The following is a 13,316-nucleotide window of genomic DNA, read 5'->3' as shown; positions in this document are numbered from 1 at the left end:
CGTTCCCTCAGACACCCAACAGCGTGCCCGGCCACATCCCGCCCGGAGATCATGCGTTCCACGCTCTTACGAGCAGTACTAGCAGCCTCCGACCCGAGGTCTGGCCGAATAGTCAACGTTCCACCCATGAGCAACCAGCATCAGACATTCGCTGATGTACTGGCCTCTGACCTCACCCCGAAGGGATCGGTAAGAAGTGCTCCTTAGAAAGGAGGTGATCCAGCCGCACCTTCCGGTACGGCTACCTTGTTACGACTTCGTCCCAATCGCCAGTCCCACCTTCGACAGCTCCCTCCCACAAGGGGTTGGGCCACCGGCTTCGGGTGTTACCGACTTTCGTGACGTGACGGGCGGTGTGTACAAGGCCCGGGAACGTATTCACCGCAGCAATGCTGATCTGCGATTACTAGCGACTCCGACTTCATGGGGTCGAGTTGCAGACCCCAATCCGAACTGAGACCGGCTTTTTGAGATTCGCTCCACCTCGCGGTATCGCAGCTCATTGTACCGGCCATTGTAGCACGTGTGCAGCCCAAGACATAAGGGGCATGATGACTTGACGTCGTCCCCACCTTCCTCCGAGTTGACCCCGGCGGTCTCCCGTGAGTCCCCAGCACCACAAGGGCCTGCTGGCAACACGGGACAAGGGTTGCGCTCGTTGCGGGACTTAACCCAACATCTCACGACACGAGCTGACGACAGCCATGCACCACCTGTACACCGACCACAAGGGGGCGCCTGTCTCCAGACGTTTCCGGTGTATGTCAAGCCTTGGTAAGGTTCTTCGCGTTGCGTCGAATTAAGCCACATGCTCCGCCGCTTGTGCGGGCCCCCGTCAATTCCTTTGAGTTTTAGCCTTGCGGCCGTACTCCCCAGGCGGGGCACTTAATGCGTTAGCTGCGGCACGGACAACGTGGAATGTTGCCCACACCTAGTGCCCACCGTTTACGGCGTGGACTACCAGGGTATCTAATCCTGTTCGCTCCCCACGCTTTCGCTCCTCAGCGTCAGTATCGGCCCAGAGATCCGCCTTCGCCACCGGTGTTCCTCCTGATATCTGCGCATTTCACCGCTACACCAGGAATTCCGATCTCCCCTACCGAACTCTAGCCTGCCCGTATCGACTGCAGACCCGGGGTTAAGCCCCGGGCTTTCACAACCGACGTGACAAGCCGCCTACGAGCTCTTTACGCCCAATAATTCCGGACAACGCTCGCGCCCTACGTATTACCGCGGCTGCTGGCACGTAGTTAGCCGGCGCTTCTTCTGCAGGTACCGTCACTTTCGCTTCTTCCCTGCTGAAAGAGGTTTACAACCCGAAGGCCGTCATCCCTCACGCGGCGTCGCTGCATCAGGCTTTCGCCCATTGTGCAATATTCCCCACTGCTGCCTCCCGTAGGAGTCTGGGCCGTGTCTCAGTCCCAGTGTGGCCGGTCGCCCTCTCAGGCCGGCTACCCGTCGTCGCCTTGGTGAGCCATTACCTCACCAACTAGCTGATAGGCCGCGGGCTCATCCTGCACCGCCGGAGCTTTCCACCACCACAGATGCCTGCGGTGGTCAATATCCGGTATTAGACCCCGTTTCCAGGGCTTGTCCCAGAGTGCAGGGCAGATTGCCCACGTGTTACTCACCCGTTCGCCACTAATCCCCACCGAAGTGGTTCATCGTTCGACTTGCATGTGTTAAGCACGCCGCCAGCGTTCGTCCTGAGCCAGGATCAAACTCTCCGTGAATGTTTTCCCGTAATCGGGATGACACCACGAGAGCGGAACAGTCAGGCGGAATAAGCCCGACCGTTCACAGCGTCCTCGCTGTGTTTTTTCAAAGGAACCTCGTCCCAGCCTGATGGCCGGAGACGGGGTATCAACATATCTGGCGTTGACTTTTGGCACGCTGTTGAGTTCTCAAGGAACGGTCGCTTCCTTTGTACTCACCCTCTCGGGCTTTCCTCCGGGCGCTTCCCTTCGGTCTTGCGTTTCCGACTCTATCAGATCCTTTTTCGATCCGATTCCCTGTCGGCGGGATTTGCCGTTGGACTCTGGCTTTCGCCTGTCGGCCTTTCGACATTCACTACGTTAGCCGATTCGCCGTCCAACTCATAATCGAGTCTGTCGGCATCGAATTCAGGCATGCGGGCACGCCGAATTCGCCCCTGCTGAGGGGGATAACTAGGTAGTGGGTTGGCCGCTTCCGACTGCTGGCGATTGCCGTACCCGGTTCAGCGGCTCGGGCCACATTACGCACCTTGCGGGGACGCGTCAACTTCGGCGGCGCCTCGGGACGTGGGCGCGATAGGGGCTCACCGTCGGGTCGTTGGCGACCCAGAAGCGCCAGGGGTGCACGGCTCCGTCGCCGGACACCCCGGTGCGGGGTCCGTTGAGTACCTGGTCGGACGGCACGGGACTGCCGGTCAGCATGCGGAGAGGGGTGTCCTCGGGGGTGCACGCGTCCGTGCCGTCCAGGGAGCGGTCCACGCCCAGGGCCGTGGCCAGTCGTGCGGGACCTTTGGCCAATTCCTTGTCGTTTCGGGCCGAGAGTCGACGGGTGCGGGCCAGTTCGGCGCCCTCGATGATCTCGCCGGCGCGGAGCAGGACCGCGCTCGCCTTGCCCTCCGGGCCGCACACCAGGTTCATGCAGAACCACATGCCATAGGTGAAGTAGACATAGACGTGTCCGGGCGGACCGAACATCACGTCGTTGCGGGCCGTGCGACCGCGATAGGCGTGGGAGCCGGGGTCGTCGGAGCCGTCGTAGGCCTCGACCTCTGTGAGGCGGAGGGCGATCGGACCGTCCGAGGTGGTGCGTACCAGGATGCGGCCGAGGAGGTCAGGGGCCACATCGAGGACGGGCCGGTCGAAGAACTCCCTGGACAGGGGCGTACGGTCGGGGGTCGCGATCATGCCGTCCGAGGGTACTAAAGACAGGTGGTGCGGCGGGGTGGCCAGCGGGCACCGGCCTTGCCAGGGTGAGGGAATGGAACCGGCCACGGCCGGATCGCGTTTGTATGGATCAAGGATCCACCCGTAGTGGGCGAGAGGGAGAGACATGGCGTTCAAGAAGCTGCTCGCGAGCCTGGGGGCCGGCGGGGCTTCGGTCGAGACCGTGCTGCACGAGGTCAACGTCGTCCCGGGCGGTGTCGTCCAGGGCGAGGTGCGGATCCAGGGCGGGTCCGTGAACCAGCAGATCGAGGGGCTCTCGGTCGGGCTGCAGGCCAAGGTCGAAGTGGAGAGCGGCGACCAGGAGTACAAGCAGGACATCGAGTTCACGAAGTCGAGGCTGGGCGGGGCGTTCGAGCTCCAGGCGAACGCGGTGCACGCGGTGCCGTTCGGGCTGGAGATCCCGTGGGAGACCCCGATCACGATGATCGACGGGCAGGCGCTGCGCTCGATGCACATCGGTGTCTCCACGGAGCTGGAGATCGCGCGGGCCGTGGACTCGGGTGACCTGGACCCGATCAGCGTGCACCCGCTGCCGGCGCAGAAGGCGATCCTGGACGCGTTCATCCAGCTGGGCTTCCGGTTCAAGAACGCGGACATGGAACGCGGTGTCATCCGGGGTACGCGGCAGAAGCTGCCGTTCTACCAGGAGATCGAGTTCTACCCGCCGCAGCAGTACCGGGGGCTGAACCAGGTCGAGCTGAGCTTCGTGGCCGACGAGCAGGCCATGGACGTGGTGCTCGAGATGGACAAGAAGCCGGGGCTGTTCAGCGAGAGCAGCGACACCTTCCGCTCCTTCAAGGTGGGGCTCCAGGACTATCAGGGCACCGACTGGACCGCGTACCTCAACCAGTGGCTGTCCGAGGTCGGCAGCAAGCGCAACTGGTTCTAGACGCAGGCCCTAGGCTCGGGGCTGACTGAACGAATCGATCAGGAGGTACCGAGGTGACCGAGCTCAAGCGGCGGCCGCTCCCCCACGACTTCCATCCGCCCGTGCCGTCGTTCACGGTCACGAGCAAGGATGTCGAGGAAGGTGCGACGCTCCAGGACGCTCAGGTCTACGCGGCCGGCAACACCTCGCCGCAGTTGCGGTGGGAGGGCTTCCCGCCCGAGACCAAGAGCTTCGCCGTGACCTGCTACGACCCCGACGCCCCGACGGGCAGCGGGTTCTGGCACTGGGTGGTGTTCGACATTCCGGGCTCGGTGACCGAGCTGCCGCTCGGTGCGGGCAGCGGCGCGTTCGAGGGTCTGCCCGAGGGCGCGATCCAGGCGCGTAACGACTACGGAAGCAAGGAGTTCGGTGGTGCCGCGCCGCCGCCCGGGGACGGTTCGCACCGTTACGTGTTCACGGTGTACGCCGTGGATACGGAGAAGCTCGGTCCGGATGCGGAGGCTTCTCCCGCGGTCGTGGGCTTCAACCTGCGGTTCCACACGATCGCGCGGGCGCAGCTGATCGGTGAGTACGAGGTGCCCGCCGAAAGCTGAGCAACCGCCCGGCGATCCCAGCGTTCACAGAACGTTTGCCCGCTCCTGGTCTTGGAATTGATCAGGAGCGGGCATTTTTGTTGCCGGGGGTCATGGGGGTCACCCCCCGTGGGAGCAGCAGATATTGCGTTGTCCATCTCGGCGTGCCCGGCCAGAGTTGATCCCAGCCCGCCAGGGGGTGGGCCGGTGCACACGGGAGGTGGGCTGGTATGCGGGACACGCTGGTACTCAACGCGAGCTTCGAGCCGCTGTCGACGGTAACGCTGAACCGAGCCGTCGTTCTGGTGCTTCAGGACAAGGCCGTCGTCGAGCAGTCCCACCCCGAACTGCGGATGCGGGGAGCCGCGGTCGACATACCGGCGCCCCGTGTGATCAGGCTCTGCCAGTACGTGCGGGTGCCCTTCCGAAGACGAGCGCCGTGGTCGAGGCGGGGTGTTCTGGTCCGGGACCGGAACCGGTGCGCGTACTGCGGGAGGCGGGCGACGACCGTCGACCACGTGGTACCGCGGTCGCGGGGCGGGCAGGACACGTGGCTGAACACGGTGGCCTCGTGTGCGGAGGACAATCACCGTAAGGCGAACCGGACTCCGGTGGAGGCGGGTATGCCGTTGCTTCGGGAGCCGTTCGAGCCGACGCCGGCGGACGCGATGCTGCTGGCGCTGGGGCAGGACGACTTCGACGCGCTGCCGGAGTGGCTGGCGCAGCCCGCTGCCTAGCGGTCATGCGAAGGGGGCCCGCTTCTCCGGGAAGCGGGCCCCCTTCGTGTGTGCCGGGTCAGTCGATGGACGGCTTCTCGCGGCGTTCCTGGGCGGGGACGCCGGCTCCGGACGCGCCTCCGTTGCCGCCGGAACCACCGCCGAGGCCGCCGAAGTTGCCCATGGCGCCGGAGAGGCCCTTGAGAGCGTCGCCGATTTCGCTGGGGACGATCCAGAGCTTGTTGGCGTCGCCCTCGGCGATCTTCGGGAGCATCTGGAGGTACTGGTAGGAGAGGAGCTTCTGGTCCGGGTCTCCGGCGTGGATGGCCTCGAAGACCGTACGGACGGCCTGGGCCTCGCCCTCGGCGCGCAGGGCGGCCGCCTTGGCCTCACCTTCGGCGCGCAGGATCTGGGACTGCTTCTCACCTTCGGCGCGCAGGATCTCGGACTGCCGGACACCTTCGGCCTGGAGGATCGCGGCGCGCTTGTCGCGGTCGGCGCGCATCTGCTTCTCCATCGAGTCCTGGATGGAGGTGGGCGGTTCGATCGCCTTGAGCTCGACGCGGTTGACGCGGATGCCCCACTTGCCGGTGGCCTCGTCGAGGACGCCGCGCAGGGCCGCGTTGATCTCCTCGCGGGAGGTCAGGGTCCGCTCCAGGTCCATGCCGCCGATGATGTTGCGGAGGGTGGTGACGGTGAGCTGCTCGATCGCCTGGATGTAGCTGGCGACTTCGTAGGTGGCGGCCCGTGCGTCGGTCACCTGGTAGTAGATGACGGTGTCGATGTTGACCACCAGGTTGTCCTGGGTGATCACCGGCTGGGGCGGGAAGGGGACGACCTGTTCACGCAGGTCGATGCGGTTGCGGATGGTGTCTATGAACGGGACCACGATGTTGAGGCCCGCGTTGAGTGTCCGCGTGTAGCGGCCGAACCGCTCGACGATGGCCGCGCTGGCCTGTGGGATGACTTGGATCGTCTTGATCAGGGCGATGAAGACCAACACCACCAGAATGATCAGGACGATGATGACCGGTTCCATCGTCGTTCCCCGTACCCTTCTCCGCCTCGGCGACTTCGGCAGATCTTATGGTTGTTGAAGATCTTGCTGGTCGAGTCTGTCAGACCGTCGCGTAGCTGGCGAGGAGTTCACTCCAGTTACGTCCTGCGAGGTCACATGACGATCGCAGTGGCTCCCTCGATGTCCACGACGTCCACTTCCTGGCCTACTTCGTAAGCGCGGTCGGTGTCGAGGGCGCGGGCCGACCAGACCTCTCCGGCCAGCTTGATCCGGCCGCCGGAGGCGTCGACGCGTTCCAGGACGACTGCTCGTCTTCCCTTCAACGCGTCCACACCTGTGGCGAATTGGGGCCGCGAGGCGCGATGCCGGTTCGCGATGGGCCGTACGACGGCGATACCCGCGGTCGAGATGACGGCGAAGACCACGACCTGGGCGACGGCTCCGCCGCCGAAGACGCCGGTGACCGCCGCCGCGGCGATGGCGCCCACCGCGAGCATGCCGAGTTCGGGCATCGCGGTGACCACGAGCGCGATGCCGAGCGCTGCCGCGCCGATCAGCCACCACAGCCATGCGTCGATTTCCACATGGTCATGGTAGGTCCGACGCCCCTGTCGCCGACAGGGCGCCCGGCGTGTGAAATGCCGTTCTTACTTTGGGATTTGCGTGGCGCGGCGGCCGGGTCAGGAGAGCGGAAGGCCCTGTGCGGTCCAGCGCTCGCCCGCCTGTTCGACGACGAGCGGGAGGCCGAAGCAGAGGGAGAGGTTGCGGGAGGTGAGTTCGAGCTCCAGCGGGCCGGCGGCGAGAACCTTGCCCTGGCGGATCATGAGGACGTGGGTGAAGCCCGGGGGGATCTCCTCGACGTGGTGGGTGACCATGAGCATCGAGGGGGCGATCGGGTCGAGGGCGAGTCGGCCGAGGCGCCGGACGAGGTCCTCGCGGCCGCCGAGGTCGAGGCCGGCGGCGGGCTCGTCGAGGAGCAGCAGTTCGGGGTCGGTCATCAGAGCGCGGGCGATGAGGGTGCGCTTGCGCTCGCCCTCGGAGAGCGTGCCGAACCTGCGCTCCAGGTAGTCACTCATGCCGAGGCGGTCGAGGAAGGCGCGGGCGCGCTGCTCGTCGATCTCCTCGTAGTCCTCGTGCCAGGTGGCGGTCATGCCGTACGCGGCGGTCAGTACGGTCTCCAGGACCGTCTGGCGCTTGGGGAGCTTCTCGGCCATGGCGATGCCGGCCATGCCGATGCGCGGGCGCAGCTCGAAGACGTCGGTGCCGGGCCTGCCGAGGGTTTCGCCGAGGATGGCGGCGGTGCCCGCGCTGGGGTAGAGGTAGGTGGAAGCGAGGTTGAGGAGGGTGGTCTTGCCGGCGCCGTTCGGGCCCAGGATGACCCAGCGCTCGCCCTCCTTGACCGACCAGGAGACCTGGTCCACCAGAGCCCGGCCCTCGCGGACCACGGATACGTCCTGAAGCTCCAGAACATCGCTCATGAGCGCGTTGTCTCCCCTTGCAGTGTGGCCGTCTCGGCTGTCGCGTAAGCCTGTGGCTCGGTCCGCCGCGCCGGTGGGCGCAGCCCTCCATGAAATCTACGCCACCGGTCGGTCCGGGCATTCCCTCGGTCCGGGTCTTGGGCTCTCTTAGGGTGGGAGCATGCTCTCGGAACCGCGTGCTGGACGTCTCGCAGCTTGGGGAAATGCCCTATTGGCCGGACTTGTCTCACCTGATGACGCCGTGCTCGCCATCGTCGGCGAGGACGCGGTGCACCGGGTGGAGGGGCTGCCCGGGGAGTCGGCGCCCGTCGGGCTCACACTCGCGCTGGGGCGGCTGCGGACGCTCGGGGTGACCGGGCTGCGGCTCGCGCTGCCCGCACCCGGGCATCCGCTGGGGCTGAGCGGGCCGCCCGAGTTCAACGCGCGGGCGCTGGATGCCGAGCAGGCGGTGGTCTGTTACGGCGCCTCGTTCGGGCTGGTGCCTGAGGTGCACGAGGCCGGGCCCGAGGGCGATGTGCATGTCGAGGTCGTATGGCATGTGCTGCCCGTGCGGGAGGCGCCGCCCGCGGATGTGCCGTCGCTGGGTGAGGCCGAGCGGGAGCTGGCGGAGGCCCTGCGGGAGGCGACGGAGGTGCTGACGCGGCTGGATGTGGCCGGGTCGGGGCCGGTGGCCGAGGCGGCGGTCGACGCGTATCGGGCGCGGGCCGAGCGGGGGCGGGAGGTGCTGGCGCCGGGGTATCCGCCGCGGGCGGTGCGGGTGCTGGAGCTGGCGCAGCGGGTGGGGACGTTGATCGTGGTGGCGACGGAGAGTGGGCACGGGGGTGCGGTGAGTGCGTCCGAGATGGGGGCGCGGCGGGAGGCGTTGCGGCCGGTGGAGCGGACGGCTCGGCGGGCGCAGGTCGCTGCGTACAACTCCGTTGTGGAGGAGCGGGAGCGGGGGGTGCGGTGACTGGGGGTTGCGTGAGGGCTCGGCGTCGGTGCTGAGCTGGGGCGGGGTGCTGACCGGGGGGTGTGATGGTTCTCGGCGTTTGTGCTGGGGTCGGGTGGGTGCGCAGCCCGGCGGAGCGGGGTGCCGCTGCGCCCACCCGTGCCGCCCCTAGCGGCACGCATGCCCGCAGCTGGGGCGGCTCGCGATTGCCCGCAGCTGAGCCGAACGGCCTCCCAGGGGGGCCTGGGAGGCCGGGGGTCACCTTCGGCTCGGAGACGGAGGTGAAGGTCAGTGGTTGACGGCGAGGTTGCCGAACGCGGGGTTCAGGATGCCCACGACGTTCACGCTGTTGCCGGACACGTTGACCGGGACGTGTACCGGGGCCTGGACCACGTTGCCCGAGGCGACGCCCGGGGAGCCCACGGCCTGGCCGTCGGCGTGGGCGCTGGTGGCGGAGGCCATGCCCGCGCCCGCGGCCAGCAGTCCACCGGTCACCATCGTCACGGCAGCGGCCTTCTTCAGGTTCTTCACTTCTGAGCCCTCCTTGCGATCGCCGCGGCAGGCGCCGCAGCACGCACTGGAGAACGGCGGGGATCCACCGAGGATGCGCCATGCGGGGGACATTCCCACGACAGTATGAATCTCGGTCCGGACTGGAACCTTCCGCGTTGCCGTGGGGTGAGCGTGTCAGCCGGTCACGCCATGGCGAACGGCCCACAGGGCGGCCTGGGTTCGGTCGGACAGGTCGAGCTTCATCAGGATGTTCGAGACGTGGGTCTTGACGGTCTTCTCGGAGAGGACGAGCGCACGGGCGATCTCCCGGTTGGAGCGGCCGTCCGCTATCAGGCCAAGCACCTCGCGCTCCCGCTCGGTGAGCGAACCGGCCCTTCCGGGGCCCGAGTTGGCCTCCTCCTGGGACAGCAGGGCGCCGGCGACCTCCGGCTGGAGGAGGATGTGGCCGGCGTGGACCGAGCGGATGGCTCCGGCGAGGGCGTCGGGGTCGACGTCCTTGTAGACGTATCCGGCGGCGCCCGCGCGCAGGGCCGGCACCACCGTGCGCTGCTCGGTGAAGCTGGTGACGACCAGTACGCGCGCGGGGTTGTCGAGTTCGCGGAGTCTGCGCAGGGCGTCGACACCGTCCATGCCCGGCATCTTGACGTCCATGAGGATGACGTCGGGCTTCAGCTCCTCCGCACTGTCCACTCCTTCGGCGCCGTCCGCGGCCTCGCCGACGACCTCGATGTCGTCCTGCACCTCGAGGAACGTGCGCAGGCCCCGGCGGACGACCTGGTGGTCGTCGACGAGCAGGACCTTGATCGCGTCAGCCACCGGGGACCTCCATCTCGATCGTGGTGCCCTTGCCGGGCACCGATTCCACGGTCAGTGTGCCCCCGGCCCCGCTCGCCCGGTCCCGCATGGAGACCAGGCCCAGATGGCGCCCCGCGCGACGCACCGCCTGCGGGTCGAAGCCGCGGCCGTCGTCGGTGACCCGCAGGACGGCTCCGCCGCCGCGGCGGTCCAGCGTCACGTCGACGTGGTCGGCGCCGGAGTGGCGCAGGGCGTTGTGCAGGGCCTCCTGGGCGACGCGCAGGACGGCTTCCTCCTGGGAAGCGGGCAGGGCCTTCACGCCATGGCAGGCGAAGGTCACGCGGGCGGTGTGGGCGCGGTCGAGGACCTGGATCTGCGTGCGGAGGGTGGCCACGAGGCCGTCCTCGTCGAGGGCGGCGGGGCGCAACTCGACGACCGCGGCGCGCAGTTCGTCGGCGGCCTCGGCGGCCAGAACGGCCACCTGCTGGAGTTCTCCCTTGGCGCGGGAGGGGTCGCGGTCCACGAGGCGGGCGGCGGCCTGGGCGGTCAGGCGGAGGGAGAAGAGCTTCTGACTGACCGCGTCGTGCAGTTCGTGGGCGAGGCGGGAGCGCTCCTCGGCGATGGTCAGTTCGCGGCTGCGCTCGTAGAGGCGGGCGTTGGTGAGAGCGATCGCGGCGTGCTGGGCGAGGATGCCGAGCAGTTCCTCGTCCTCCGCTGTGAAGCCGCAACTGCCTTCCGGCTTCGGGCAGTTCTTGTTGGCCAGGAAGAGCGCGCCGATGACCTCGGCGCCGTCGCGGATCGGCAGGCCCAGGAAGTCGACCAGATCGGGGTGGGCCTTCGGCCAGCCCTCGAAGCGGGGGTCCTTGCGGACGTCGGCGAGGCGCTCGGACCTGGCCTCGTGCAGCATCGCGGCGAGGATGCCGTGCTGGCGCGGGAGGGGGCCGATGGCCTTCCACTGTTCCTCGCTGACGCCGTCGACCACGAACTGGGCGAAGCCGCCGTGATCGTCCGGCACGCCGAGCGCGGCGTACTGCGCGTCGAGCAGCTCGCGGGCCGAGGCGACGATCGTCTTGAGGACGTCGCGCACCTCGAGATGCCTGCTCATGGCCAGCAACGCGGAACTCACCGCGGCGAGGCCGGACCGGGGACCGTGACTCATGTCCTCACGGTACCGGCGGGCTGTGACAGCGCGGATCGGACCAGTGGCGGCGGGTGCCCGGTCCGGTGGGCCTAGGTCGCGGGGCCGAGCCGGAAGGGCGGCGCGGCGTAGGACCGGGGCGCCGGGCCTGTGGCGTAGGGCGGAGGGACCCGGCGGATTGCGGCCCGCGTCCGAGGTGGTCCGGGCGGCTCCGTTCCTACGTTGAGGGCACGCGATCACGACGAGGGAGCCGATCATGCCGGTTGCGATCATCACCGGGGCCTCGAAGGGCCTGGGCCGTGCGCTCGCCGAGGCCCTGGCCGGGCGTGGCTGGGACCTGGTGCTCGAGGCCAGGGGTACCGAGGCGCTGACGGAGGCGGCCAGGGACGTCTCCGCGCACGGCACGCGCGTGACCGCCCTGCCCGGGGACGTCACCGACGCCGGACACCGGGCGGAGCTGGTGTCGGCGGCGTGGCGGCTGGGCGGCGTCGACCTGCTGGTGCACAACGCGAGCGCCCTGGGCGCCGAGCCGCTGGTGCGGCTGGAGGAGCTGCCCCTGGAGGGGCTGCGCAGGGCGCTGGAGGTGAACCTGGTGGCAGGTCTCGGCCTGGTCCAGGAGGCGCTGCCGCTGCTGCGGGCTTCGGGGGCGGGCACGGTCGTCGCCGTCAGCTCGGACGCGGCGGCCGAGGCGTACGGGACCTGGGGCGGCTACGGGGCGTCCAAGGCGGCTCTGGACCAGCTGGTGGCGGTGCTCGCCGTGGAGGAGCCGGGGCTGCGGGTCTGGGCGGTGGATCCCGGGGACATGGCCACGGACCTGTATGCGGCGGCCGTACCGGACGATCATGATCCGCGACCGGAGCCGGCTGCTGTGGTGCCGGGGTTCCTGCGGCTGCTGGACGAGCGTCCGGCGAGCGGGCGGTACGGGGCTCCGGCTCTGCTGGACGGGGCCCGATGACACCGGCCGTGCGCGTACCGGAGGAACTGTCGGCCCGGGTGCCGGTCGAGCAGCGGGGGCCCGGGCTGGACGGGGACGCCGTACGGATGCTGGTGTCGCGGGGTGCCGGGGTGGCGCATCACACGTTCACGGAGCTGCCGCGCCTGTTGCGGGCGGGGGATCTGCTCGTGGTCAACACCTCGGCCACGCTGGCGGCGGCCGTCGACGGGTGGATCGGGCACGCGCGCGTGGTGGTGCATTTCTCGACGCGGGGGGACGACGGCCGCTGGGCGGTGGAGCTGCGGGAGCCCGACGGGCGGGGCACCACGCGCGCGCGTGCGGGAGGGCCCGCGGGTACGGAAATGTGCCTGCCGGGAGGCGTACGGCTGGTTCTGGCGGAGCCGCTGAGCGGGCGGAGCGAGCGGCTGTGGTGGGCGCGGGTGGCCGGGCCCGGGGTCGCGGGGCTGCTGCGGGAGTACGGGCGGCCCATTCGCTACTCCTACACGGAGCGGGACCAGCCGCTGTCCGTCTACCAGACGGTGTTCGCGCTGCCGTCGGCGGACGGGGCGGGCAGTGCGGAGATGCCGAGTGCGGCGCGGCCTTTCACGGCGCGGCTGGTGGCGGAGCTGGTGGGCCGGGGGGTGCGGTTCGCGCCGGTCACGCTGCACACGGGGGTGGCGTCGGCGGAGGCACACGAGCCGCCGTATCCGGAGCGCTTCGCGGTGCCGGGGGCGTCGGCGCGGCTGATCAACGCCGCGAAGGCCGGTGGGGGCCGGGTCGTCGCGGTCGGGACGACGGCGGTGCGGGCCGTGGAGTCGGCGGCGGGTGCCGACGGGGTCGTACGGCCGCGGGCGGGGTGGACCTCTCTCGTGGTGACCCCGGAGCGCGGGGTGCGGGTGGTGGACGGGCTGCTGACCGGGCTGCACGAGCCGGAGGCCTCGCATCTGCTGATGCTGGAGGCGATCGCGGGGCGGGCGGCGGTCGAGCGCGGCTACGAGGCCGCACTGCACGGCCGTTACCTGTGGCACGAGTTCGGGGACGTGCACCTCGTCCTGCCGGGGCAGAGCCGTGACAGGCCACTCACACAGAGCATTGCTCAAGCAACTGCGAGTGAGACCGGGCCCTGCCCGATGTGAGCCCTCGCATAGGACGCACGTCACGTACGAAAGGACGTAGGAGACAAAGCCGCACCTATTGAGCGGCACATACGGTCCAGTCTGCCCCGATTTGCCCTTCCCTGATCCACTATCTCCCTTCGTACGTCACACCTTTGCCACGTCATTTTGCGGCCGCTAAGAATGGCTGCCGTCGCTCAGCGCCGTGGGTTCACCTCCGCGGCGTTTGTGTCGGAAACACACCGAGTCCAACGCCGGACGCCGAGCGACTCCCGCGCTAT

The 13,316-nt window shown here is 68.6% G+C and carries 12 protein-coding genes, 1 rRNA gene and 1 pseudogene; 6 read left to right on the top strand and 8 right to left on the bottom strand.

The window, feature by feature from the left end:
- Positions 1–207: 207 nt before the first annotated feature.
- Both OG542_RS31855 and OG542_RS31850 read right to left on the bottom strand, forming a co-directional pair.
- Positions 208–1,733: ribosomal RNA gene (locus OG542_RS31855) — 16S ribosomal RNA — on the bottom strand.
- 525 nt (positions 1,734–2,258) lie between these two features.
- Positions 2,259–2,900: a DNA-3-methyladenine glycosylase gene (locus tag OG542_RS31850; protein WP_328415341.1), complete on the bottom strand. Its 642-nt coding sequence runs from the start codon at positions 2,898–2,900 to the stop codon at positions 2,259–2,261.
- A gap of 145 nt (positions 2,901–3,045) precedes the next feature.
- On the opposite strand from OG542_RS31850, the gene OG542_RS31845 reads away from it, so the two are divergent.
- The 3 genes from OG542_RS31845 (at position 3,046) to OG542_RS31835 (ending at position 5,137) form a co-directional block, all read left to right on the top strand.
- Positions 3,046–3,828 carry a sporulation protein gene (locus OG542_RS31845; protein WP_193480845.1) on the top strand — a complete coding sequence of 261 codons (783 nt, stop codon included), beginning with the start codon at positions 3,046–3,048 and terminating at the stop codon, positions 3,826–3,828.
- 53 nt (positions 3,829–3,881) lie between these two features.
- Positions 3,882–4,421, top strand: a complete 540-nt coding sequence (locus OG542_RS31840) for a YbhB/YbcL family Raf kinase inhibitor-like protein (RefSeq protein WP_311124914.1) — start codon at positions 3,882–3,884, stop codon at positions 4,419–4,421.
- Between the two features lie 209 nt (positions 4,422–4,630).
- Entirely contained in the window at positions 4,631–5,137 is a 507-nt protein-coding gene (locus OG542_RS31835; protein WP_184599740.1) for an HNH endonuclease, read from the top strand.
- A gap of 58 nt (positions 5,138–5,195) precedes the next feature.
- Here the strand turns inward: OG542_RS31835 and OG542_RS31830 are convergent, their stop codons facing one another.
- From OG542_RS31830 to OG542_RS31820, 3 genes are all read right to left on the bottom strand, one after another.
- Complete coding sequence (locus OG542_RS31830) at positions 5,196–6,155, bottom strand: SPFH domain-containing protein (RefSeq protein WP_193480843.1); 960 nt, start codon at positions 6,153–6,155, stop codon at positions 5,196–5,198.
- Positions 6,156–6,286: 131 nt separating this feature from the next.
- Entirely contained in the window at positions 6,287–6,718 is a 432-nt protein-coding gene (locus tag OG542_RS31825) for an NfeD family protein (protein ID WP_311124915.1), read from the bottom strand.
- Between the two features lie 96 nt (positions 6,719–6,814).
- Positions 6,815–7,612 carry an ABC transporter ATP-binding protein gene (locus OG542_RS31820; protein ID WP_193480841.1) on the bottom strand — a complete coding sequence of 266 codons (798 nt, stop codon included), beginning with the start codon at positions 7,610–7,612 and terminating at the stop codon, positions 6,815–6,817.
- A gap of 160 nt (positions 7,613–7,772) precedes the next feature.
- Here OG542_RS31820 and OG542_RS31815 point away from each other — a divergent pair, with 160 nt between their 5' ends.
- On the top strand, positions 7,773–8,561 hold the full coding sequence (locus OG542_RS31815) for a hypothetical protein (RefSeq protein WP_328415338.1): 789 nt from the start codon (positions 7,773–7,775) through the stop codon (positions 8,559–8,561).
- 267 nt (positions 8,562–8,828) lie between these two features.
- Here the strand turns inward: OG542_RS31815 and OG542_RS31810 are convergent, their stop codons facing one another.
- The 3 genes from OG542_RS31810 to OG542_RS31800 form a co-directional block, all read right to left on the bottom strand.
- Complete coding sequence (locus OG542_RS31810) at positions 8,829–9,071, bottom strand: chaplin (protein WP_114251215.1); 243 nt, start codon at positions 9,069–9,071, stop codon at positions 8,829–8,831.
- A gap of 156 nt (positions 9,072–9,227) precedes the next feature.
- A complete protein-coding gene (locus OG542_RS31805) occupies positions 9,228–9,869 on the bottom strand; it encodes a response regulator transcription factor (RefSeq protein ID WP_328415336.1) in 642 nt (213 codons plus the stop codon).
- Positions 9,862–11,007: a GAF domain-containing sensor histidine kinase gene (locus OG542_RS31800; protein WP_311124917.1), complete on the bottom strand. Its 1,146-nt coding sequence runs from the start codon at positions 11,005–11,007 to the stop codon at positions 9,862–9,864. Before OG542_RS31800 ends, OG542_RS31805 begins: the two co-directional genes overlap by 8 nt.
- Positions 11,008–11,242: 235 nt before the next feature.
- Here OG542_RS31800 and OG542_RS31795 point away from each other — a divergent pair, with 235 nt between their 5' ends.
- Positions 11,243–11,941: an SDR family NAD(P)-dependent oxidoreductase gene (locus OG542_RS31795; protein ID WP_328415333.1), complete on the top strand. Its 699-nt coding sequence runs from the start codon at positions 11,243–11,245 to the stop codon at positions 11,939–11,941.
- Positions 11,938–13,034 (top strand): annotated as a pseudogene (locus OG542_RS31790) (S-adenosylmethionine:tRNA ribosyltransferase-isomerase). Before OG542_RS31795 ends, OG542_RS31790 begins: the two are co-directional and overlap by 4 nt.
- Positions 13,035–13,316 lie beyond the last annotated feature (282 nt).

The sequence above is a fragment of the Streptomyces violaceus genome (genome assembly GCF_036014075.1).
Classification (GTDB): Bacteria; Actinomycetota; Actinomycetes; order Streptomycetales; family Streptomycetaceae; genus Streptomyces; species Streptomyces violaceus.
This window is presented reverse-complemented; position numbering and strand designations above follow the sequence as displayed.